This window comes from Duganella alba (assembly GCF_009674495.1).
GTDB lineage: Bacteria > Pseudomonadota > Gammaproteobacteria > Burkholderiales > Burkholderiaceae_D > Rugamonas > Rugamonas alba.
The window spans coordinates 110,214-132,758 of the sequence record NZ_WKJN01000006.1 but is presented as its reverse complement, the minus strand read 5'-3'; the positions used below and the strand labels follow the sequence as shown (position 1 = coordinate 132,758).

Sequence of the window (22,545 nt, the reverse complement as noted above, 5' to 3'; positions counted from 1 at the left end):
GCGGCGCGCTTAGAAGTTGTAGCGCAGGCCGGCGGTGACGGCGCCGGCTTTGCGGCCGGTGTCGATGTCAGCCTTGCCGTAGTTTTCATACTCCAGCGAGACCTTCACGTTTTTGTTGATGGCGTACTCGCCACCCACCGATGCGTACAGCGCGGTTTTGTTGTCGCTACCGTTCACCGAGGCGATGCCCGAGGTGGTCACTTCGTTGTGGTTGCGGGCCACACCCAGTTTGCCGAACACGGCGAAGTCGCGGGCCACAGGCCAGGTGCCTTTACCAGCCACGTAGTACGAGTGCGCGTCGGTGTTCAGGCCGCCGGCAGCGCCGTTCTGCGTGTAGTTGTAGCTGCGTTTGCCGAAGTCGGTATAACCGGCTTCCACTGCCCAGGTGCTGTCGATGTTGTAGCCACCGTAGATCTTGCCGGCTGCCTTGGTGCCGCTGTGGTTGTCGCCACTGACGGCGCCAGCGCCGGCGGTGTCGAAGTCATAACGGCTGCCAACCACGCCCGCACCGATGTAGCCAGTGCCTGGGGCATCCTGGGTGTTCGATTGAGCGTAAGCGGCGGAACCACCCAGGGCGGCTGCGGAAGCGACTAAAGCAAAGATAATTTTTTTCATGATTTTGATCTTTCAGCAAAATGGTTGAAGCGGACTTGCTTGGGATCGCAGTTGCTATTGAATTGCGATGTATCCAAGATAGCACTCCAGCCAACCCTCGTCACGGCCGAATTAGTAAGAAGTGTGACGAGATGTAAGCCAAACGATCATTGGGAAATTTCAAGATCTGCCAAACTTAAGGATAGCTTAAAATTCCTCCCAATCCGTTGTCGATTCCTTAACAACAGGCTTACGCGGCGCCGGTTTGGGCAATTTCAGCGCCGGTTTGGGCGCGACGCGCGGCGCCGGCCGCACCGCCGAACCCTGCTCGACACGGAAAACGCTTACAAGTTCGGCCAGTTTGCGGGCCTGATCCTGCATCGCTTCCGACGCCGCCGCCGACTCCTCCACCAGGGCGGCGTTTTGCTGCGTCACCTGGTCCATCTGCACGATGGCCTGGTTGATCTGCTCGATGCCGGTGGTCTGCTCGTGGCTGGCGGCCTGGATATCCGCCATGATGTCGGCCACGCGCTGGATGCTGGCGACGATTTCCCGCATGGTCACGCCCGCCTCGTCCACCTGGCGCGCGCCATCGCCCACCTTGCTGACCGATTCGTCGATGAGCTGCTTGATTTCCTTGGCCGCCGTGGCCGAGCGCTGCGCCAGCGTCCGCACCTCCGACGCCACCACCGCAAAGCCGCGTCCCTGCTCACCGGCCCGCGCCGCCTCCACCGCCGCATTCAGGGCCAGGATATTGGTCTGGAAGGCGATGCCGTCGATCACGCCGATGATGTCGGCAATCTTGCTGGACGACGCGTTGATCGCGCCCATGGTGCCGATCACCTCGTCCACCACCACGCCGCCGCGCTGCGCCACGCTGGAGGCCGAGCGCGCCAGCTCGGTGGCCTGGCGCGCGTGGTCGGCGTTGGCCTTGACGGTCGAAGTCAGCTCTTCCATTGACGAGGCGGTCTGTTCCAGCGCGCCGGCCTGCTCCTCGGTGCGCGCCGACAAGTCCTGCGTGCCGCTGGCGATCTGCGCCGACGCGGTGGCGATGGTGTCCGTACCGTTGCGCACCTGGCCGACGATGCCGCCCAGGCTGTCGCGCATGGACTTCATGGCGAACAGCACGCTGCGGTTGTCGTTCTGCCGCAGGTCCACGTCCACCGTCAGATCGCCATCGGCAATCTTGCCCGCCACCTGGGCCACGTCGCCCGGCTCGCCGCCCAGCTGGCGTGTCAACGCGCGGGTGATCAGCGCGCCCAGCGCCAGGCCGGCCACCAGGCTGCCCACAACCAACGCGATCATCAGCGTCAGGCTGAAGTGGTACAGCGCGCTGGTGGCGGCGGCCTTCTCGCTGGCGCGCTTTTCCTTCAGGTCGACCATGACATCCAGCAGCTTGTCCAGGTTGTCGGCTTGCGTGCGCGCCAGCACGTGGGCGCGCGTGGTTTCTTCGGAACGCGTCGCCAGCGGTTCGCGGTCCGCCACGTCCAGCGCGGCGACGATCACGCGCCGGTATTCCTGCGCCGGCGCCACATAGTCGCGCAGCATTTTCTGCCCGGCTTCGGAAACGAACAGCGGCTTGGCCTTGGCCAGATAGTCGTCCATCACGTCCAGGTATTTCACGACATCGGCCTTGACCTTGGCGCGCTCCTCGCCGGAGGTGGCGGCCAGGAAGGTGGTGCGCGCGCGGCCAGCGTAGATCAGGTTGATGTTGGCTTCCTTGATGTAGGAAAGCCCGACCAGGTCTTCGCGGTACATGGCATCGGCCGCAGTGTTCAACTGGCTCATGCTGATGATGCCGATGCAGGCGACGATGGCGCCGATCACCGCGACCAGCGTGAAGCCAATGATGAGTTTGGTACCGACTTTCATGTTGCTAAGCATAGGTCCTCCCAAGTGAAGAGGACTACGATAGCAGCCTGCACCGCGTCTGGCTGTTGCTTATCGAACCGTGCGCGGCCCGTTTCAGACGATCATGCGGAAGGTCAGGTTGATGCGCGGCCCGCGCGGCGTGCGCTCCTTGTTGATGCCATGCAGCCAGTGCTGCTGCAAGGCACCGGCCATCAGCAGCAGACAGCCGTCGCCCAGCGCCAGCTTGATGGTCTTGGGCAAGGTACGGTGCTTGAGGATGAAGGTGCGCGGCGCGCCGAAGCTGACCGATGCCACCGCCGGGTCCGGTCCCAGCTCGCGCTCGTCGTCGGCGTGAAAGCCCATGCTGTCGCGCTCGTCACGGTAGTAGTTGAGCAGCACGCTGTTGAAACGCCGCCCCGTCTCGCGCTCGACCGCCTGTTTGATGTGCAGCTGCAAAGGCGTGAACGGCAGCGGATCGAAGGTCTTGCCGGAATAACGGTAGCGGGCTTCGCCATGCCATGCCGACAGTCGCGGCTGCATGTGCCATTTGCCCCAGACCTGGATTTCTTCCGCGCGCCAGTCGGTCTCGGCCTGCAGGCGACGCATCACCTCGTCCGGCGCCAGGTCCAGCGCCAGCCGCTGCTGGAACCATAGTTCGCCATCGTCGATCGGGATGGATTGGAGGGTGGTGTCGTCGGCAAATAAGTCCATGCACGGTATGATACCGGCACTACGCATTCGAGGAGTTCTCCGCATGAAGAAACGCCAGTTCCTGGGCACGGCCGCGCTGGCCGGCCTGTCCGCCGCCGCGCTGCCGGCACGCGCCGCCACCGCGGCCGGCCCGACGCTGCTGACCGTCACCGGCGCCATCGGCAAGCCGAATCGCGGCAAGCTCGATCCGACGCGCGATGTGATGATGGCCAAGCAGAAAATCAGCTTCGAGCAGGCACACGCCTTCGATTACGCGGCGCTGACGGCGCTGCCGGCGGTCAGCATCAAGCCGACGCTGGAATACGACGCCAAACCGCACACGCTGCGCGGCCCGCTGCTGCTGGACGTGGTGCAGGCGGCCGGCGCGAAACTGGGCGACGACACCAAACTGATCTTGCGGGCGGTGGATGGCTATGCGGCGGCCGTGACGGTGGCGCAGGCGCGCGCGCAGCGCTGGATCGTCGCCACCCAGATGGACGGCGCGCCGATGGCGCTGGGCGGACTGGGCCCGTTATGGGCGCTGTGCGATGCGGATAAAGTGCCCGAGCTGGCCGCCCTCCCGCTGGCGGGACGTTTCGGCGGCGCGCCGTGGGCGCTGTATCACATCGACGTGGCGCCATAGAGATTGTTTCAACATGGCCGCGGCGAGGCGCGGCGGCGAAGACAGTGCAGCTGCACGGCGAGGAGCCGGAACGAAGCTGCGGTCTTTTTGAAACGATCTCTTAGGCGTAGGCTTCGGCCAGGCTCATGACGCGTGGCGCGATGGTGATGCCGATGCCGCTGAACAGCGCGGTAATGGCCGCCATATTGGCTTCCAGCTCTTCAGCCTTCCAGCCTTCGAACAGATCGGTGCCGGCCTTCTGGAAGTGCAGATCCAGTACCTTGCCGCGGTCCTTGTGGGTGTAGCCACCGCTATAGGTTTGCTTGAAGCCGAGCGCGGCCAGTTGGGCCAGCACTTCGGTTGGAGGATTGTCCGGGTCGGTTGCCACGAACACGCCAAAGGTCTTGCCTGGCGGTTTGGCGGCGATGTCTACGTCGTAAATCCCAGGCGCTTTCGTGACGGTCGTACTTTTCAGAAATAACATGTTCTACCCCTACTATCCAAATTTAGCGCCGGTTAGCTTGCAGATTGATTCTTATAGAAAACATTCTAAGAAACAAGCTTATTGCTAATCGTGCGGTTTGTCGACTGATCCCGCACTTATTTTGTGAATTCGTGGCATTACAACTGCAAGCCGCTTGTCCCGGACAAAGGGCGCAACTACTTAAAATATAGTTGTTAAGTAGTAATTTGCAAGGAGATAAGCGATGAAGCCCTATTTCTGCTGTTTTCTAAGCGCCAACGCTGTGGTGGGCGCCACCAGCGCCTGATACAACGCCCCGGTGTCGGCATCCCACTGGCTGACGGCCTGCTGCTGGCGCGCCACAGTGGCCAGGTCGCCGCGCGCGATGGGGCCGCTCAACGCGGCGGCGGCGCCCAGCCGGAACACATTCGCCATCGATTCGGTGGCCAGCGGCTGCGCCAGCTGGCGCGCCACCGCCTCCGGAATGCCGGCGGCCTGATAGGCGCGCAAAGCGGCGTCCAGGACGGTGACCAGGTAATTGCTCGCGAACACCGCCGCCGCGTGGTACACGGTCTTGGCGGCGGCGTCGATCGGCACCGGCTGCGCGCCGATGGCCTGCAACGCCGGCATCAGCACCGCCAGCGCGCCGGCGTCGCCCTCGATGCCGCAGAAGGTGCCTGCAAATTGTGCAGCCACCGCGGCCGGATCGGCAAAGCTGCGGATCGGATGCACGCTGGCGACCAGCGCGCCGGCGTCGCGCGCGGCCTGCAGTTTGTCCGAGGCCAGCGCGCCGCTGCAATGGAACACGATGCTGCCGTCCAGCGGCACGGCGCGCGCCAGCGCCTCGCAGGCCGGCACGATCTGGTCGTCGCCCACCGCCAGCACGTGCACGGCCGCCGCCTGCAACTGGTCGTAGGCGCCGACCGCGATGCCGGCGCCGATGAAGTCCACCGCCTGCCGCGCCGAGTCCTGCGAGCGTGTCAGCACCTGCCCGATCTGGAACACGCCGTGCTGCGCGAACAGCCGCCCGAACACGCGGCCCACGTGGCCGGCGCCGATCAGATTCAAAGCGGAGGCCATCAGAACCTCGATCCGGGCTGCTTGAGGAATTCCACTTCGGCCGGCGTCGATGCGCGCTTGAGGATCTCGTTACGGTGCGGGAAGCGACCGAAGCGCCGGATCACGCTGTGATGGCGCTTGGCGTAATCCAGCATGCCGGCGATGCCCTTGTCGCCCGGCTCCGCCTCGGCCAGGCGCGTGAACATCGCCACCGCCTGCTCCTGCATGGCGACATCCTCGGCGTGCTCCAGCGGCAGGTAGACGAAGGCGCGCTCGAATGGGGACAGCTGCTGGTCCTCGCCGGCATCGATCATGTCCAGCGCGGCCTGCAAGGCCTGGTGGTCGCCGGCAAACGCCAGCGGCGTGTCGCGGTAGACGTTGCGGCAGAACTGGTCCAGCACCAGGATGCGCGCCAGCGCCGCGCGCGGGCCTTCGGCATCCCACTGATGCAGGCCGCCTTCCAGCGCCTGTTCGATCTCGGCGCCGAAGCGCTGGGCGATGTCGCGGTCGAAGGCGGCGTCCTTCATAAACCACTCGCGGCGCGGCGCGCCGGTGAACCAGAAATCGATGATGGCTTGGGCTTGTGCGTTCATGGCGTGCTTCTTCAGTTACGGGCGTGGGTCAGCTGGAAGCTGTGGATGCCTTCAAATTCGGCCAGTTCCGCCGACAGCACCGACATCGGCGCGCCACTGCGCTTGCTGAAGGCGATGGCGACGAAGCGCCATTCCTGCATGCCGCCGTCGCTGCCGATCATCAGCGAGCCGCCGGCGATTTCGTAGCCGCGTTGCAAAGCCATCGTCCGCAACGCCTGTTCCTGTGGCTTGTAGCCGGTCCTGAAGCGCATGGTGATGGCGATGGCGTGGCGCGACGGCAGCCAGGCCTCCACACGCGTCAGGAACACCATCGAGCCGGCGCACAGCAAGGCCAGGCCCATGGCGCCCATGTAGAAGCCAACGCCCACCATCACGCCGATCACGGACGAGGCCCAGATCGACGCCGCCGTGGTCAGGCCGCTGATGTTGAAGCCTTCGCGCATGATGACGCCGGCGCCAAGGAAGCCGATGCCGGTGACGATGCCCTGCACGATGCGCGTCGGGTCGGAGCTGACCAGGTATTGCGACACGTGGCCGCCGAACCAGTGCGACGGATAGCCGCCAATCACGGTCAACGCGGCGGAGGCCATGCACACCAGCCCATAGGTGCGCATGCCGGCGGCGCGGCCATGGTACGAACGCTCATAGCCCACCATCAGCCCAAGCAGCAGGGCGCCCAGCAAATTCAGCAAAATCACCAGGTTGGTGGCGAGTTCGGACTGCGACCAGTAAGCCGTGAGGAAGTCGATGGGGGGCATGAAGTGCCTTATTTTTTAACCAGCTGTTTTTCGAAGGCGATATCCAGTTTGCTCACGCGCTTGGGCGCGAGCGGGGCGATGCTGTTGACGAAGGCGACGAAGTCGTCCAGCTCCATCGGCGCGCACAGCGGCGGATTGCCGGCGCCTTCGGCCAGGAAGAAATGGCCGCTGCCGGTCACCGACATCGAGTATTTTTCGTTGCCGGTGCGGCGTTTCAGGCGGTCTATCGCTGATGTGGCTCGGGTCGCGCGTCCGCTCATAAGGTCTCCGTTCGGGTTTTCAGCCAATCCAGCGCGTCGCCGGACAGCAGTGGCGACAGGCGCTTGCGCACCGTCGCGTGGTAATCGTTCAGCCAGCGCTTTTCATCGTCGCGCAGCAGCGTGGGTTCGATGCAGCGCGTGTCGATCGGGCACAGCGTCAGCGTTTCGAAGTTGAGGAATTCGCCGAACTCGGCCTGGCCGGCGGCACGGTTCAGCACCAGGTTTTCGATGCGGATGCCCCAGCGGCCCGGCCGGTACAGGCCCGGCTCGATCGAGGTGATCATCCCAGGCTCCATGGCGGTGTGCGGCTCCGGCATGGCCGACGGCGAAATCGACTGCGGGCCTTCGTGCACATTCAGGAAGTAGCCGACACCGTGGCCGGTGCCGTGGCCGAAGTCCAGGCCTTCGGCCCACAGCGGTGCGCGGGCGATGGCGTCCAGCATCGGCGATTTCGTTCCGCGCGGGAAGCGGGTGGCGGACAAGGCGATCATCCCCTTCAGCACCAGCGTGAAATCGCGCCGGTGCTCGTCGCCGATGCGGCCGACCGCCACCACGCGCGTGATGTCGGTGGTGCCGCCCAGGTACTGGCCGCCGGAGTCGATCAGCAGCAGGCCGTTGCCTTCGATGGTGGCGTGGCGCGCCTCGGTGGCGCGGTAATGCATGATGGCGCCGTTGGCGCCGAAGCCGGCGATGGTGGCGAAGCTCGGGCTGATGAAGCCGGGACGGCGCGCGCGGGCGGCGGTCAGGTGCGTGTCGATGTCGACTTCGGTCAGCGGATCGCGGTCCGGGTTGGACAGGGTCTGTTCCAGCCAGGTGAAGAATTCGCACAGCGCGGCGCCGTCCTGCTCCATGGTGGCGCGCACGTGGGTGGCGTCCTGTTCGCTCTTGCGCGACTTGGCCAGCGTGGTCGGATTGAGCGCTTCGACCACTTTGACCTTGGCCGGTATCCACTGGCGCGTGCCGTAGGTGACGCGGCGCGGGTCGAGCAGCAGGGTGCTGTCGGCAGGCAGGGCGGCCAGCGCGGCGGCGGCCGATTCGTAGGGCGCGACCTCGATGCCTTCGTCCGCCAGCGCGGCGCGCAGGTCGGGCGAGATCTTGCCGTCGGCGACGTACAGCGTGGCGCGGGTCGGCGTCACCAGCGCATGCGACAGGAAAATCGGGTTGTAATTGACATCGGCGCCGCGCAAATTGAACAAATAGGCGATATCGTCCAGCGTCGAGATCAAATGGCGGTTGGCGCCGGCCTGCTGCATCGCGCCGCGCAGGTCGGCCAGCTTGCCGCTGCGGCTTTTCGACGCGTAGGGCGGCAGATGCTCGTACACCGGCGCGGCCGGCAGCGGCGGGCGGTCCTGCCACACCTGTTGCAGCAGATCGAGGTCGGTGCGCAGCTTGACGTCTTTGGCGTCCAGCGCGGTTTGCAGCAGGCGCGCGATGGCCAGGCCCAGCACGGCGCCGTCAACGGCCAGCGTCTGGCCGGATTTCAGGTGGCCGGCCAGCCAGTCCACATACTGCACGCTGGCGCCGGAGGTCAGCTTCATCAGCTGGATGCCGGTTTCGGCCAGTTGCTGCTCGGCCTGGGTCCAGTAGCGGGCGTCGGTCCACAGGCCGGCGAATTCCGGCGTGACGATGAAGGTGCCGACCGAGCCGGTGAAACCCGTGGCCCATTCGCGGCCCTGCCAGCGCTCGGGCAGGTATTCGGACAGGTGCGGATCGGCCGATGGAATCATCAGCGCGTCGATGCCTGACTGGCGCATGGCGGCCCGCAGCAACGCGAGGCGCTCGGCGACTTGGGAGGGGTCTGGAGTATGCATGGCAGAGTTCAAATTCCGTGCGCCGCCGCTGCGGCATAGCTTGTCGCTATGATACTCCGAATGCCCTCCCTCCGGCGGACGCTCAGGCCACAGGAATAGTGCCGCCGTCGATGACGTATTCCTGGCCGGTCAGGCCGGCCGCCAGCGGCGAGGCCAGGAAGGCGATCAGCTCGGCCACCTCGCGCGGCTGGGCCGGACGGCCGAGCGGAATGCCGCCCAGCGCCTGCATCACGCTCTGGCGCGCGGCCTCGTAGCCGCTGCCGGCCTTGGCGGCCAGGTCGTTGACGAAGGCGGTGGCGGCATCGGTCTCGATCCAGCCCGGCGACACGCGCAACACCCGCACGCCCTTGGGGCTGACTTCCTTCGACAGGCTTTTGCTGTAGGTGGACAGCGCCGCCTTGGCCGCCGCGTAAGCGGTGGTCGACTCCGGCAGCGGCAGCCGACTCTGGATCGAGGTGACGTGGATAATCACGCCCTTGCCCTGCTCCAGCATGCCCGGCAGCAGGGCACGGTCCAGGCGGACGGACGGCATCAGGTTGAAATTCAGCGCCTGCGCCCATTCGTCATCGTCCAGCACGGCAAAGCCGCCGACCGGCGCCTTGGAGCCGCCCGCCACGTGGACAATCAGGTCGACGCCGCCCAGGTGTTCCCGCACCGCCTGCGCGACAGCGGTGCAGCCCTGCGCCGTGGTCAGGTCGGCAGCAATAAAGACAGCACCCGGCGGCAGTTGATCGCCCGGGCTGCGGGCGGTGGTCAGCACGCGCGCGCCCTCGGCGTGCATCAGCGCCACCACCTCCCGACCGACGCCTTTGGTGCCGCCCGTGACCAGTACCCGTTGGTTTTGCAAAGAAAACATGATGTCCCCCGTTGATTGAAACGGCCATCTTAGGCGGGACGATTGTGATCTTAAAGACCGCAAACTGATATGCTCTCTGAACCATAAGTTCACAATTAAGATCATGAAGACAGCTTCCCTCGACGGCGTCCGGACCTTCCTGGCGGTGGCCGAGCAGCGCAGTTTCAGCGCTGCTGCCGCAAAAACAGGCATCACCACCACGGCCGCCAGCAAGGCCATCAAGATGCTGGAGCAGCGCCACGGCGTGGTTTTGTTCAAACGCACAACGCGCAGCGTGGCGCTGACGGAGGCCGGCGCAGCCTTATATGCGCAACTGCGTTCGGCAACGTCGCAAATAGACGACGCTTTTTCCGCCTTGAATGTTTACCGCGACAAACCAATAGGCACGCTGCGTTTAACCGTGCCGCGCAATCTGGGTCGACTGGTTTTAACCACGCTGGTTCCGCAATTCCGTCGAGAATATCCCGAGATAACATTGGATATATCACTGGATGACGGCGCCATCGATTTAATCGCAGGCGGCTTCGATGCCGGCATACGGCTGGGACAAGCTGTGGCCCAGGATATGGTGATGGTGCCGCTGACAGCGCAACTGGAATGGTGTGTCGTAGGCTCGGCCGATTATTTTAGAGAATATGGTCACCCGGACACGCCGGAAGATTTAATTACACGGCAAACGATACGTTATCGGTTTACCGGTTCCGGCGCTTTGCACCGCTGGCGCTTTTCGCGTAATGCGCAGGATTTTGAAGTGGAAACCGGCGGCGGATTAATCGCCAACGATACGGCTTTAATCGCCGATTTCTGCCGTCAGTCGCAAGGTCTGGCTTATCTGCCTGAAATGGAAATCACCGCCGATCTGGCGGCAGGACGGCTGCATAAAACACTGTCGGAATTTATTCCGCCGACGTCCGGACTATATCTTTACTTTCCCGCCCGCACCCAGCAGCAGGCCAAGCTGAGGGCCTTCATCGACCTTGCACGCGCCGGAAATTGGCGGATACATGCCAATTATTAGCATGCTTTGGCGAAAAAAAAGCCTGCTAAGCCTCATAACGCCGTAACCCCTCCAGATCGAGTATACGAATACCGCCATAATCAAGACTGAGCAGGCCTTGCCTTTCCAGCAGCTGCAAAGCCTGATTCGCGCGCTGGCGCGAGGCGCCGGATAATAATCCCAGTTCCTCCTGCGAGATATGCACGCTTTTCTCCAGGCTGGGATATAAATGCGAATGGTATAACGACGCCAGACAGCGCGCCACGCGCGTATCCGGATTCAATAAACGATCGTTTTCCACCATGCCGATAAACTGACCGAGGCGCTCGTTTAATTGCATCAGCAGGAATCGGCTAAAAGGCAGACTATTATCCAGCAGCCACATGAATGTCGCGACCGGCATGCGTGCGATGCGGCTGTCGCGCAATGCCATGGCGTCATATTTCAAGGTTTCATTTTTTAACACCGTGCCTTCGCCAAACCAGCCGCCGGTCGGCACACCGGTAAAAGTCACGCTTTTACCATTGGAAGAAAAATTATTCATCTTCACCATGCCATCGATAATACCCAGCCAATTCTCGACCATTTCCCCTTTGCGGCAGACATAACCACCCTTCGGCACAAAGGTTTCAAAGGTGTCGGCCTCGACGCGCGCCATTTGTTCCGGCGTCAGGTCTTTCGCCCAGATCGCGGAACGCAATGCTTCCTTCAAAGTAATTTGATCTCGATCAGACATTTTTGCGATGCACCATAGAAAAGTCCGTGAATTGTCGTCGAAAAGACAACCTGCCTCCTCGCGGCAGGCTAATATCATCACACAAAAAAACAAAACAGCAACAGGAGACACTGGTGCACAACGAACACGAGACCTTTCCTCGGCGACTGCTCGCGCACGGCCAGATCCGGCCCGGCAAGCCCGCGTTCCGCGAAAAGTACCTGGGCATCTGGCAGACCTGGAATTGGGCCGAGGTCAACGGCGAAGTGCGCGCCCTCGCCTGCGGCCTGGCCGCGCTCGGCTTTAAACGGGGCATGAACCTGGCCATCATCGGCGACAACCGCCCGCGCCTGTACTGGTCGATGCTGGCCGCCCAATGCCTGGGCGGTGTGCCGGTGCCGCTGTACCAGGACGCGCCGGCCGCCGACATGGCCTACGTACTGGAAAACGCCGAGATCCAGTATGCCATCGTCGAAGACCAGGAACAGGTCGACAAGTTGCTTGAATTGCAATCCCAATACCCACACATCCGCCACGTCGCCTACGACGACGAGCGCGGCATGCGCCACTACCGGCAGCAAGGCCTGCTGTCCTTCGCCCGGTTGCAGGAGCTGGGCCGCGCCTGGGACAAGGCGCATCCCGGATTTTTCGAAGCCAACGTGGCCGAAGGCCGGGGCGGCGACAACGCCATCATCCTCTACACCTCGGGCACCACCGGCAAGCCCAAGGGCGTGTGCCAGACCCACGCCGCGCTGACGGCGGCCGGCACGGGCGGCGTCGGTTTCGAACACCTCACCGATCAGGAAGACATCCTGTCCTACCTGCCGATGGCGTGGGTAGGCGACTGCCTGTTCTCCTTCGCCCAGGCCATGACCGCCGGCTTCACCGTCAACTGCCCCGAATCCGGCGAGACCGTGATGACCGATATGCGCGAAATCGGCCCCACTTATTACTTCGCCCCGCCGCGCGTGTTCGAAAACATGCTGACCACGGTGATGATACGGATGGAGGACGCCGGCGCCATCAAGCGCCGCATGTTCCACTACTTTATGGGCGTGGCGCGGCGCTGCGGTGCTCAAATTTTAGACAACAAGCCGGTGCCGCTGGGCGACCGCCTGCGCTACGCGCTGGGCAAGGCGCTGGTCTACGGACCGCTGAAGAATGTGCTGGGCATGTCGCGCATCCGCGTCGCCTACACCGCCGGCGCCGCGATCGGACCGGATCTGTTCCGCTTCTATCGCTCCATCGGCGTGAATCTGAAGCAGTTCTACGGCTCCACCGAAACCTGCGCCTACATCTGTCTGCAACCGGACGGCCAGATCAAGTTCGACAGCGTCGGCCTGCCGGCGCCCGGCGTCGAGGTCAAGCTGGCCGACAACGGCGAAGTGCTGGTCAAGTCGCCGACGCTGATGGACTGCTACTACAAGCGTCCCGACGCCACCAGTGAAGCGATCGACGCGCAGGGCTACTTCCACACCGGCGACGCCGGCCTGTTCGACAGCGACGGCCACCTGAAGATCATCGACCGCGCCGCCGACGTCGGCCGCATGAACAGCGGCGCCATCTTCGCGCCCAACTACGTCGAGAACAAACTCAAGTTCTTCCCCTTCATCAAGGAGGCGGTGGTGTTCGGCGACCGGCGCGATGCGGTGTGCGCCTTCATCAACATCGATATGGAGGCTGTGGGCAACTGGGCGGAACGCCGCAGCATCGCCTATTCCGGCTACACCGACCTGGCCGCGCATCCCGCCGTGTATGGACTGGTGAAGGACTGCATCGAACAGGTCAACGCCGACCTGGCCGCCGAAGCTGCGATGAGCGACACGCAGATCCACCGCTACCTGGTGCTGCACAAGGAGCTGGACCCGGACGACGATGAGCTAACCCGCACGCGCAAGGTGCGCCGCAAATTCGTCGCCGAAAAGTATGCGGTGCTGATCGATGCGCTCTACGGCGGCAAGGCCGCGCAGCACATCGAAACGCTGGTCAAGTTCGAGGATGGCCGCACCGGCCTGGTGGCGGCGGATCTGAAGATCGAATCCTGCAAGACCTATCCTGCAGTGCAGGCCGCGGCATAACAGAGGGCGGGAGGCGCAAATGCAAATGAACGAGCCAGAGGCACATTTCGGCACGACGCCGGCGCGGCGCGAAACGGGCGCGGTGATCCTCGACCTGAAAAACATCTCGCTGTCGTTCGGCGGCGTGAAGGCGCTGACCGACATTTCCTTCGACGTGCGCCAGCACGAGATCCGCGCCATCATCGGCCCGAATGGCGCCGGCAAAAGCTCGATGCTCAACGTGATCAACGGCGTGTATCGTCCGCAACAAGGGGAGATCGTCTATCGCGGCGAGGTGCGCAGGAATATGGACTGCCACGCCGCCGCCAAATCCGGCATCGCCCGCACCTTCCAGAATATCGCGCTGTTCAAGGGCATGACGGTCCTCGACAACATCATGACCGGCCGTAACCTGAAGATGACATCCAACTTCCTGATGCAGGCGCTGTACTGGGGACCGGCGCGGCGCGAGGAAATCGCCCACCGCATCAAGGCCGAAGAGATCATCGACTTCCTGGAGATTCAAGCCATCCGCAAGACGCCGGTCGGTCGCCTGCCCTACGGCCTGCAAAAGCGCGTGGAACTGGGCCGCGCGCTGGCCGCCGAACCGGAGATCCTGCTGCTGGACGAGCCCATGGCCGGCATGAATGTCGAGGAAAAGCAGGACATGTGCCGCTTCATCCTCGACGTCAACGATCAATTCGGCACCACCATCGTGCTGATCGAGCATGACATGGGCGTGGTGATGGATATCTCGGACCGCGTGGTGGTGCTCGACTACGGCAAGAAAATCGGCGACGGCACGCCGGATGAAGTGCGCGGCAATCAGGACGTGATCAATGCTTACCTTGGGGTGGGATGCTGATGAACTTCTTCTTCGAGGTGCTGATTGGCGGCCTGCTGTCGGGCGTGATGTATGCGTTGGTGGCGATCGGCTTCGTGCTGATTTATAAGGCATCCGGCGTGTTCAACTTCGCGCAGGGTGCGATGGTGTACTTCGCCGCGCTGACCTGCGTGGGCGTGATGGACAAGCTGGGCGTCTCGCTGTGGATCGCGCTGCCGATCACCGTCGCGGTGATGATAGTGCTTGGCCTGGCGATCGAACGCGTGGTGCTGCGGCCCCTGGTCAACCAGCCGGAGATCACGCTGTTCATGGCCACCATCGGCCTGGCGTTCTTCATCGAAGGCCTGGCGCAGCTGATGTTCGGCGCGCAGGTGCGCAAGCTGGAGCTGCCGATAGAAGACGTGCCGTCGCAGTACCTGATGGACAACTACAACATCCTCGTTTCGCAGTTCGACATCATGGCCGCCGCCGTGTGCGGGCTGCTGGTGACCACGCTGGCCCTGCTGTTCTCGAAAACCAAAGTGGGCCGCGCGCTGCGCGCTGTCGCCGACGATCACCAGGCCGCGCTGGCGGTGGGCATTCCGCTGCAACGCATCTGGGCCGTGCTGTGGGCGGTGGCGGGACTGGTGGCGCTGGTGGCGGGCATGCTGTGGGGCGCGCGCAATGGCGTGCAGTTCGCGCTGACGTTTGTGGCGCTGAAGGCGCTGCCGGTGCTGATCCTTGGCGGCTTTACCTCCATGCCGGGCGCGATTGTCGGCGGGCTGATTATCGGCGCTTCCGAAAAGCTGGCCGAGGTCTACATCGGACCGATAGTCGGCGGCGGCATCGAGGGCTGGTTCCCTTACGTGCTGGCCTTGCTGTTCCTGCTGGTGCGGCCCGAAGGGCTGTTCGGCGAAAAAATCATCCGGAGAATCTGAACCATGCTCTATCGCGAAGCAGGACAGTTCAAGACCAGCTACCAGGCCGACGGCCAGATCTTCCCTATTCTGCAGGACCGCATTGCGCTGCTGGCGCTGATGGCGGTGGCGATTGTCGCCGTGCCGCTGCTTGCGTCGCCGTATGCGCTGTCGGCGATCCTGATACCGTTTTTGATTTTCTCGCTGGCCGCGATCGGCCTGAATATCCTGACCGGCTACGCGGGCCAGCTGTCGCTCGGCACGGCGGCTTTCATGGCGGTGGGCGCCTTCGCTTCGTATAACTTCATCCTGCGCATTCCCGGCCTGCCGGTGCTGCTGGCGTTTGTGCTGGGAGGCTTGAGCGCGGCGCTGGTCGGCATTGCGTTCGGGCTGCCGTCGCTGCGCATCCGTGGCTTCTATTTGGCCGCCGCCACGCTGGCCACGCAGTTCTTCGTGGTCTGGTGCCTGACCAAGATTCCCTATCTGACCAACTACAGCTCTTCCGGCGTCATCACCGCGCAACCCATCGTCATCCTTGGCTATGTCTTCGATACGCCGGCCAGCAAATACCTGCTGGTGCTGGCCGTGGTGGCGGTGATGGCGCTGCTGGCCAAGAACATGATCCGTTCCAATGTCGGCCGCTCGTGGATGGCGGTGCGCGACATGGACGTGGCGGCCGAAGTGATCGGCTTCCGCCTGATGCGCACCAAGCTGCTGGCGTTCGCCGTCAGCTCGTTCTACTGCGGCGTGGCCGGCGCGCTGTATGCATATGCGTATCTCGGCACCGTGGAGCCGGAAGCCTACAACCTCGATCTGTCGTTCCGCATCCTGTTCATGATTATCATCGGCGGCGTCGGTTCGGTGCTTGGCTCCTTCCTGGGCGCGGCCTTCATCGTGCTGCTGCCGGTGATGCTGAACATTGTGGCGCACAGCCTTGCGCTGCCGACCAGCGTTGCCTCCAACCTGGAGCTGATGGTGTTCGGCGCACTGATTATCTTCTTCTTGATCGTCGAGCCGCATGGCTTGGCGCGTTTGTGGCAAATAGGTAAAGAGAAATTGCGTCTGTGGCCGTTCCCTCACTAAAAAAATACAGGAGACAAGTCTATGAAACGCTTCGCATCCCTCATCGCAGTGCTGTTACTGGCCGCCAACGGCGCGGCCATCGCGCAGCCCGCGGAACAGTACATCGCCCTGCCCTCGTATCGCGTCGGCCCTTATGCGGCGGGCGGTTCCGGCTTTTATGGCGGGATTATCGACTACTTCAACCTGGTGAATCTGTCCGGCGGCGTGAACGGCGTGAAGATTTCATGGGAAGAGTGCGAGACGGAATACAACCCATCGCGCGGCGTGGAGTGCTACGAGCGGCTGAAAACCAAAAACGGCGGCGCGACGCTGGTCGAACCATTGTCCACCGGTGTGGCCTACGGCATCCTGGATCGTCTGGCCGTCGATAAAATCCCGATGACGATGATCGGCTACGGCCGCTCGGACGCCGCCAACGGCAAGGTCTTCCCCTATGTCTTCCCGCTGATTACCAGCTACTGGAACCAGGCCGCCGCGATGATCAAATACCTTGGCGACAAGGAAGGAGGCATGGCCAAGCTGAAAGGCAAGAAAATCGTGCACCTGTATCACGACTCGGCGTTCGGCAAGGAACCCTTGCCGGTGCTGGAGGCGCTGTCGAAACAATATGGCTTTGAACTGATCAAGATCCCCGTCACGCCACCTGGCAGCGAGCAGCAGTCACAGTGGCTGCAGATCCGCCAGGCCAAGCCGGATCACGTGATCCTGTGGGGCTGGGGATCAATGAACGCGGTGGCCATCAAGACCGCGCAGCGCAACGGCTTCCCGCGCGAGAAAATCCTCGGCGTGTGGTGGGCCGGTTCGGAAGAAGACACCGTACCGACAGGCGATGCGGCCAAGGGCTACAGCGCCATGACCTTCAACACGCCCGGCAATTACCCGGTGCTCGATGAGATCCGCAAAAAACTCTACGACGCCGGCAAGGGCAATATGGCCGATGCATCGCGCATCGGCAGCGTGTACCACATGCGCGGCGTGAGCGCAGCGATCCTGTGGGTGGAGGCGATCCGCACCGCGCAGGAGAAATTTGGCAAGGGCAAGCGCATCACCGGCGAGCAAATGCGCTGGGGCCTGGAGAACCTGAACGTGGACGAGGCGCGGCAGAAAGCCATCGGCGCCTTCGGCATGCTGCCGGTAGTGAAGACCAGTTGCGAGGATCATGAAGGCTCCGGCGCGGTCAAGGTGCAGCAGTGGGATGGCAAGAAGTGGAATGCCGTCACGCCGAACTGGATCGTCGGCGACAAGGCGCTGACCCGCCAACTGCTGGAAGAAAGCTCCGCGGCCTATGCGGCCGAGAAGAAAATCACGCCGGCCTGCGCGAAATGATGGCCGCTCCGTATCTGTCTGTGAATAACGTGGAAGTTATCTACGACCACGTCATCCTTGTGCTGAAAGGCGTGTCGCTGCAAGTCCCGCAAGGGAAGATCGTCGCGCTGCTGGGCGCCAACGGCGCCGGCAAGTCGACCACGCTGAAAACCATCTCCACGCTGCTGCGCGGCGAGCGTGGCGACGTGACCAAGGGCGAAGTCCAGTTCAAGGGCGAACGCATCGACCAGCTGACGCCGAATGAACTGGTCAGGCGCGGCCTGTCGCAGGTGATGGAAGGCCGCCACTGCTTCGGCCACCTGACCATCGAGGAAAACCTGTTGACCGGCGCCTACACGCGCAACGCCTCCCGTTCGGAACTGAAGGCATCGCTGGAAAAGGTCTACCACTACTTTCCACGACTGCGCGAGCGGCGCGGCAGCCAGGCCGGCTACACCTCCGGCGGCGAGCAGCAGATGTGCGCCATCGGCCGTGCGCTGATGGCCAGGCCGTCGATGATTTTGCTGGACGAACCGTCGATGGGTATCGCGCCGCAGATCGTTGAAGAGATCTTCGGCATCGTCAAGGATTTGAACAGCAAGGAGAACGTCTCCTTCCTGCTGGCCGAGCAGAACACCAGCATCGCCTTGCGCTATGCGGACTTCGGCTACATCCTGGAAAACGGCCGCGTGGTGATGGAAGGCGCGGCGGCCGACCTGTCCTGCAACGAAGACGTCAAGGAGTTCTACCTTGGCGTCTCCGGCGCCGGCCGCAAGAGCTTCCGCGACATGAAATTTTACCGGCGCCGCAAGCGCTGGCTGGCATAAGGACCGTCATGACCGACACACTGGACAACCTGGAAGCCCGCCCACCCGATCAGCGCGAGCGTGAACTGATGGCGCGTTTGCCGCAGCTGGTGGCGCGCGCCAAGGCGGCGGCCGGATGGTCGCGCATCCTCAAGGACGTCAACGCGGCGGATATCAACAGCCGCGCGGCGCTGGCCACGCTGCCGGTCACGCGCAAGTCGGACCTGCACGACCTGCAAACGCGGCAGGCGCCATTCGGCGGCTTGAACACCACGCCGGTGGGCCAGCTGGCGCGCGTCTACATGTCGCCCGGCCCCATCTTCGATCCGGAAGGACGCGGCCAGGACTGGTGGCGCTTCGCGCGGCCCATGTACGCGGCCGGCGTGCGTGCCGGCGGCCTGCTGCAAAACTGCTTCGCCTACCATTTCACGCCGGCCGCTTTCATGGTCGAAGGCGGCGCCGCGCGCATCGGCTGCGCGGTGATCCCGGCCGGCAGCGGCCAGACCGAAATGCAGGTGCAGGCCATCCAGGCGCTGCGACCGGACACCTACGTCGGCACGCCGTCGTTTTTAAAGATCATCATCGAGAAGGCGCAGCAGATGGGCGCCGACATCAACAGCATCCGGCATGCGCTGGTCAGCGCCGAGGCGCTGCCTGAATCGCTGCGCACCTGGTTCGGCGAGCATGGCCTGCCGGGCGTGCTGCAGGTCTACGCTTCCGCCGATATCGGCAACATCGCCTACGAAACGCGCAGCGGCGGCGTGCGCGATCCGGGCATGGTGCTGGATGAAGACGTGATCCTGGAAATCGTCCGCCCCGGCAGCGGCGAGCCTGTACCTGCGGGCGAAGTGGGCGAAGTGGTGGTCACCGTGTTCAATCCCGACTACCCGCTGATCCGCTTTGCCACCGGCGACCTGTCGGCGATTCTGACCGATGCGGCGCCCTCGCCCTGCGGCCGCACCAACACCCGCATCAAGGGCTGGCTGGGCCGCGCCGACCAGACCACCAAGGTACGCGGCATGTTCGTGCATCCGTCGCAGGTGCATGACATCACGCAGCGTCATCCGGCGATTGTGAAGGCGCGCCTGGTGGTGTCAGGACGCGTGGCGCAGGACATGATGACGCTGCATTGCGAAGTCGCCGATCCCGCCAGCGCCAGCAGCGAGGACATCGTTGAATCGATCCGCAAGCTGACCAAGCTGCGTGGCGAGGTGCGGTTTGTCATGGTCGGCAGCCTGCCCAACGACGGCAAGGTGATCGCGGATGTGCGTGATTACGACTAATTGAGGGATAATATCGTCCTTCACGTTTTGGTTTAACAAAAATATCATGCAAGACTTCCACCACAACCGCGCCCGCGCGCTGATGCAGAGCGCCGAAGAACTGTACACCAAGCAGGACGTCGACAACGCCGTCACCGCCATGGCCGATACCCTCAACGCCCGCTACGACCGGCCGGACAGCGAGGAATTCCCGCTGGTGCTGGGCGTGATGGGCGGCGCCGTGATCTTTACCGGCAACCTGCTGCCGCAGCTGACCTTCCCGCTGGAATTCGACTACATCCACGTCAGCCGTTACGGCGACGAGGACAGGGGCGGCGAAGTGGTGTGGAAAGTGGTGCCGCGTTCGAACGTCAGCGGCCGCACCGTGATCGTGCTGGACGATATTCTGGATGAAGGCGAAACGCTGGCCCACGTCAAACAGCGCCTGCTGGACATGGGCGCCAAGGAAGTGATCCTGGCGGTGTTTGCCGACAAGGCCATTGGCAAGAGCAAGCCGGTGCAGGCCGACATCGTCGGCATCACCATCCCGAACCGCTTCGTGGTCGGCTTCGGCATGGATGCCTACGGCTACTGGCGCAACCTGCCGGGCCTGTGGGCGATTAACACCGAAGGCTAAGGACGCAGCGCGTAGGTATTCACGAATTTGCGGATGCCGTCCGGGTGCGCTGTTTTCCACGCTTCGAATTCGGCGCGCCAGGATTCGCGGTACGCCAGCAGCAGCAGCCCTGCTTCCAGCTGGTCGTCTTTGGCCAGCATGCGGAGATTCAGCAACGCCGGATCGCTGATGTCCGCGCCGCCGTTGGCCACCGTTTCATCGATGATGGCCAGGCCGGTGCGCCAGGCCTGCACCTCGATCGCAAACGGCTGGTCCGCGACTTTCTCCTGCTGGTTTTTGCTACGGGCGTTGACCTCATATTGCGCCACCGCCAGCCATAGCGCGCCATCCGGCACCTGCTTGCCGGCGGCGGTGAAGTCGGAGTCGAGCTTGATGGTGAACTTGCCGCTTTCCGGGTCCAGCACCACGCGCGACTTGCGCTTCAGGTTCAGCGCCGTCAGGGGATAACCCTGTTTGTTGCGGTAGGACGCCAGCTTGTCCCACGTCGGCAACTGGTTCGGCTGCGCCGCAACGCCGTTGAACAGCGCCGTTTCGTAGGCAGACCATTTGCCCTGCCATCCCAGCGCATCGGCCAGGAAACGCCATGCCTGGCCATTGAGCGGTTCGATCCCGGTGGCCTTGCGGAAGCGTTCTTCGGCTTCCGGCCATTTCTTTTGCACGAAGAAGCAATCGCCGGCATTCACTGCGGCGGTGGAATACAAGGGATCGAGCCGCAGCGATTCATCGTATTTGGCCAGCGCCTCGTCCAGCTTGTTCGAATGGAACAGCACTTCGCCTTCCTGCATCGCCTTCCATGCCGCCTGGTTCGGCATGTGTAGCGGCGCCGGTTTGTCGTCGGTGAGGTTGCGCAGCACTTCCTGCGCCAGCGGATCGTCGGCCCCCAGCGTGAGCGCCTGCCGCGCCACGCCCTCGGCCTGCTGCCGCAGCTTGACCGCCGCATCGCCTTTGGCGTTGAACGAGGCCTTGAACAGCACATTGGCGATGCCCGACAGCGGTCCCGAGGCGGCCGGATCGGCCTTGGCGGCCTCCTGGAATTTGGCGATCCCTTCCTGATACTTGCCCTGCGCGACCAGCACATTGGCTTCATTGACCAACGGTTCGGCCGCCTTGTTCGGCAACACCGACGCATGACCGGCGGCACAGACCAGCGCCAGCGACAACCCCACTGCAACTCCAGTTTTCATCGTTCATCCCTCCGCAATATTGAGTGAATTGTAATTGCTTTGAGTTATAAAAAATGTCAGGATTTGTATCATGGTGAATACAATCATTTCCTGGCTGTTTCTGGCGGCAATCGCCCAGGCTGTTTTTCTCAGCATCGCGCTGCTCAACCCGCGCCAGCCGGAAATGCGCACCGCCAACCGGCTGCTGTCGGCGCTGCTGCTGATTTTTTCAGCCATCATCGGCCACGCCTGGCTGGGCCTGAATCATCTGTACCGCGACTATCCGCACAGCGCGCTGGCCATCGTCACGCTTGGGCTGGCGGTGGGGCCACTGCTGTATCTCTACCTGCATGCGATGCTGTCGGACCAGCCGCTGGGCCGCCGCGCGTGGCTGCATTTTGTCCCGTTCGTGGTCGCCACCTTTGCCATGCTGCCTTTCTACTTGCGTTCGGCTGACGAAAAACTGGCCTGGATGCGCCAGTGGCATGGCTGGCCGTGGTATCTGGCGCTGGCGGCGGTGGCCAAACTGCTGATCCTGTTTTTTTACCTGCGCGCCGGCTACTGCCTGGTGCGGCGCGTGCCGGCCGGTTCGGCGCTGGTGGCCGACCTGCGCCGGTTGATGCGCACCTGGCTGCTCAGCGCGGTCTTGAGCGTGGCGGCGGTGATCATGGCGGCCGTTGACGCCGACCTGCCGCTGTCGGTCGAGGCGGTCGATGGCGGCGCGCTGATGCTGTTCGTGTTCGCCACCGCCTACATCGCGATGCGCCTGCCGCTGGGCTACCGTCCACAGGCGCTGCCACAGCCCAAGCCACGCTACGCCGACAAACAGTTATCCGCAGCCGACCGCGACGCCTTTCTAGCGCGCCTGACCGCCTGCATGGAACGCGACCAGCCCTACCGCAACGGCGAACTGAAGCTGGAAGACCTGGCCGCGCAGGTGGCGATGACGCCGCACGAACTGTCCCAGCTGATCAACCAGCATTGCAATGCCAATTTTGCCGATTACCTGAACCGTTATCGTGTCGAGGCGCTCAAAATCTCCCTGCAACAGACCAGCACCAGCATCCTCGACCTGTCGCTGATCGCTGGATTTAACAGCAAAAGCGCGATGAACAGGGCATTTAAAAAAGCGACCGGCATGACGCCGGGCGAATTCCGCGAGCAGGCCAAAACCGCCGCGTAGCGGGTGCCAAATCATCATTTGCGACGCAAAACGGCGCTGG

At 63.2% G+C, this 22,545-nt stretch carries 23 protein-coding genes; 11 read left to right on the top strand and 12 right to left on the bottom strand.

From position 1 onward, the window contains the following. Nucleotides 1-9 precede the first annotated feature (9 nt). From GJ695_RS08060 to GJ695_RS08050, 3 genes are all read right to left on the bottom strand, one after another. Nucleotides 10-615 (bottom strand): outer membrane beta-barrel protein, encoded by a 606-nt coding sequence (locus GJ695_RS08060; RefSeq protein WP_154363620.1) that lies wholly within the window; start codon nt 613-615, stop codon nt 10-12. Nucleotides 616-801: 186 nt separating this feature from the next. Then, entirely contained in the window at nt 802-2,466 is a 1,665-nt protein-coding gene (locus tag GJ695_RS30465) for a methyl-accepting chemotaxis protein (RefSeq protein ID WP_308492371.1), read from the bottom strand. 93 nt (nt 2,467-2,559) lie between these two features. Further along, nucleotides 2,560-3,156 (bottom strand): alpha-ketoglutarate-dependent dioxygenase AlkB family protein, encoded by a 597-nt coding sequence (locus tag GJ695_RS08050; RefSeq protein WP_154363615.1) that lies wholly within the window; start codon nt 3,154-3,156, stop codon nt 2,560-2,562. Between the two features lie 43 nt (nt 3,157-3,199). On the opposite strand from GJ695_RS08050, the gene GJ695_RS08045 reads away from it, so the two are divergent. Next, nucleotides 3,200-3,778, top strand: a complete 579-nt coding sequence (locus GJ695_RS08045; RefSeq protein WP_154363613.1) for a putative pterin-binding protein — start codon at nt 3,200-3,202, stop codon at nt 3,776-3,778. A 100-nt stretch (nt 3,779-3,878) separates the two neighbouring features. On the opposite strand, the gene GJ695_RS08040 is transcribed toward GJ695_RS08045, so the two are convergent. The 7 genes from GJ695_RS08040 to GJ695_RS08010 all read right to left on the bottom strand — a co-directional run bounded on the left by GJ695_RS08040 (nt 3,879) and on the right by GJ695_RS08010 (nt 9,557). Further along, the gene (locus tag GJ695_RS08040; RefSeq protein ID WP_154363611.1) at nt 3,879-4,241 is read right to left on the bottom strand and encodes a hypothetical protein; all 363 of its coding nucleotides are present in this window, start codon (nt 4,239-4,241) and stop codon (nt 3,879-3,881) included. A gap of 231 nt (nt 4,242-4,472) precedes the next feature. Next, complete coding sequence (locus GJ695_RS08035) at nt 4,473-5,300, bottom strand: Rossmann-like and DUF2520 domain-containing protein (protein WP_154363609.1); 828 nt, start codon at nt 5,298-5,300, stop codon at nt 4,473-4,475. Next, nucleotides 5,300-5,872, bottom strand: a complete 573-nt coding sequence (locus GJ695_RS08030; protein WP_154363607.1) for a DUF924 family protein — start codon at nt 5,870-5,872, stop codon at nt 5,300-5,302. Before GJ695_RS08030 ends, GJ695_RS08035 begins: the two co-directional genes overlap by 1 nt. Nucleotides 5,873-5,883: 11 nt before the next feature. Continuing rightward, on the bottom strand, nt 5,884-6,630 hold the full coding sequence (locus tag GJ695_RS08025; protein ID WP_154363605.1) for an MgtC/SapB family protein: 747 nt from the start codon (nt 6,628-6,630) through the stop codon (nt 5,884-5,886). Nucleotides 6,631-6,638: 8 nt separating this feature from the next. Next, on the bottom strand, nt 6,639-6,890 hold the full coding sequence (locus GJ695_RS08020) for a hypothetical protein (RefSeq protein ID WP_154358090.1): 252 nt from the start codon (nt 6,888-6,890) through the stop codon (nt 6,639-6,641). Next, a complete protein-coding gene (locus GJ695_RS08015; protein ID WP_166455023.1) occupies nt 6,887-8,713 on the bottom strand; it encodes an aminopeptidase P family protein in 1,827 nt (608 codons plus the stop codon). Before GJ695_RS08015 ends, GJ695_RS08020 begins: the two co-directional genes overlap by 4 nt. A 70-nt stretch (nt 8,714-8,783) precedes the next feature. Then, nucleotides 8,784-9,557 (bottom strand): SDR family oxidoreductase, encoded by a 774-nt coding sequence (locus GJ695_RS08010; RefSeq protein WP_154363601.1) that lies wholly within the window; start codon nt 9,555-9,557, stop codon nt 8,784-8,786. Nucleotides 9,558-9,660: 103 nt separating this feature from the next. Here GJ695_RS08010 and GJ695_RS08005 point away from each other — a divergent pair, with 103 nt between their 5' ends. Then, complete coding sequence (locus GJ695_RS08005) at nt 9,661-10,575, top strand: LysR family transcriptional regulator (RefSeq protein WP_154363599.1); 915 nt, start codon at nt 9,661-9,663, stop codon at nt 10,573-10,575. A gap of 25 nt (nt 10,576-10,600) precedes the next feature. Here GJ695_RS08005 and GJ695_RS08000 read toward each other — a convergent pair whose 3' ends face one another. After that, complete coding sequence (locus tag GJ695_RS08000) at nt 10,601-11,290, bottom strand: Crp/Fnr family transcriptional regulator (protein WP_154363597.1); 690 nt, start codon at nt 11,288-11,290, stop codon at nt 10,601-10,603. A gap of 113 nt (nt 11,291-11,403) precedes the next feature. On the opposite strand from GJ695_RS08000, the gene GJ695_RS07995 reads away from it, so the two are divergent. The 8 genes from GJ695_RS07995 to GJ695_RS07960 are packed head-to-tail and all read left to right on the top strand — an operon-like array spanning nt 11,404 to nt 20,159. Further along, on the top strand, nt 11,404-13,347 hold the full coding sequence (locus GJ695_RS07995; protein ID WP_166455024.1) for an AMP-binding protein: 1,944 nt from the start codon (nt 11,404-11,406) through the stop codon (nt 13,345-13,347). A gap of 19 nt (nt 13,348-13,366) precedes the next feature. Then, the gene (locus GJ695_RS07990; RefSeq protein ID WP_154363595.1) at nt 13,367-14,191 is read left to right on the top strand and encodes an ABC transporter ATP-binding protein; all 825 of its coding nucleotides are present in this window, start codon (nt 13,367-13,369) and stop codon (nt 14,189-14,191) included. Beyond that, nucleotides 14,191-15,087 (top strand): branched-chain amino acid ABC transporter permease, encoded by an 897-nt coding sequence (locus tag GJ695_RS07985; RefSeq protein ID WP_208023355.1) that lies wholly within the window; start codon nt 14,191-14,193, stop codon nt 15,085-15,087. Before GJ695_RS07990 ends, GJ695_RS07985 begins: the two co-directional genes overlap by 1 nt. Nucleotides 15,088-15,090: 3 nt before the next feature. Beyond that, on the top strand, nt 15,091-16,149 hold the full coding sequence (locus GJ695_RS07980; protein WP_154363591.1) for a branched-chain amino acid ABC transporter permease: 1,059 nt from the start codon (nt 15,091-15,093) through the stop codon (nt 16,147-16,149). 21 nt (nt 16,150-16,170) lie between these two features. After that, nucleotides 16,171-17,475, top strand: a complete 1,305-nt coding sequence (locus tag GJ695_RS07975; protein ID WP_154363590.1) for an ABC transporter substrate-binding protein — start codon at nt 16,171-16,173, stop codon at nt 17,473-17,475. Then, nucleotides 17,472-18,281: an ABC transporter ATP-binding protein gene (locus GJ695_RS07970; protein ID WP_208023356.1), complete on the top strand. Its 810-nt coding sequence runs from the start codon at nt 17,472-17,474 to the stop codon at nt 18,279-18,281. The genes GJ695_RS07975 and GJ695_RS07970 overlap by 4 nt, the downstream gene beginning before the upstream one ends. A gap of 8 nt (nt 18,282-18,289) precedes the next feature. Beyond that, a complete protein-coding gene (locus GJ695_RS07965) occupies nt 18,290-19,543 on the top strand; it encodes a phenylacetate--CoA ligase family protein (RefSeq protein WP_208023357.1) in 1,254 nt (417 codons plus the stop codon). Between the two features lie 46 nt (nt 19,544-19,589). Beyond that, complete coding sequence (locus GJ695_RS07960; protein ID WP_154363586.1) at nt 19,590-20,159, top strand: hypoxanthine-guanine phosphoribosyltransferase; 570 nt, start codon at nt 19,590-19,592, stop codon at nt 20,157-20,159. On the opposite strand, the gene GJ695_RS07955 is transcribed toward GJ695_RS07960, so the two are convergent. Continuing rightward, nucleotides 20,156-21,343 carry a tetratricopeptide repeat protein gene (locus GJ695_RS07955; RefSeq protein WP_154363584.1) on the bottom strand — a complete coding sequence of 396 codons (1,188 nt, stop codon included), beginning with the start codon at nt 21,341-21,343 and terminating at the stop codon, nt 20,156-20,158. The two genes, GJ695_RS07960 and GJ695_RS07955, sit on opposite strands and share 4 nt — an antisense overlap. A gap of 70 nt (nt 21,344-21,413) precedes the next feature. Between GJ695_RS07955 and GJ695_RS07950 the strand changes: the two genes are divergently transcribed. Continuing rightward, a complete protein-coding gene (locus tag GJ695_RS07950; RefSeq protein WP_154363582.1) occupies nt 21,414-22,505 on the top strand; it encodes a helix-turn-helix transcriptional regulator in 1,092 nt (363 codons plus the stop codon). Nucleotides 22,506-22,545 lie beyond the last annotated feature (40 nt).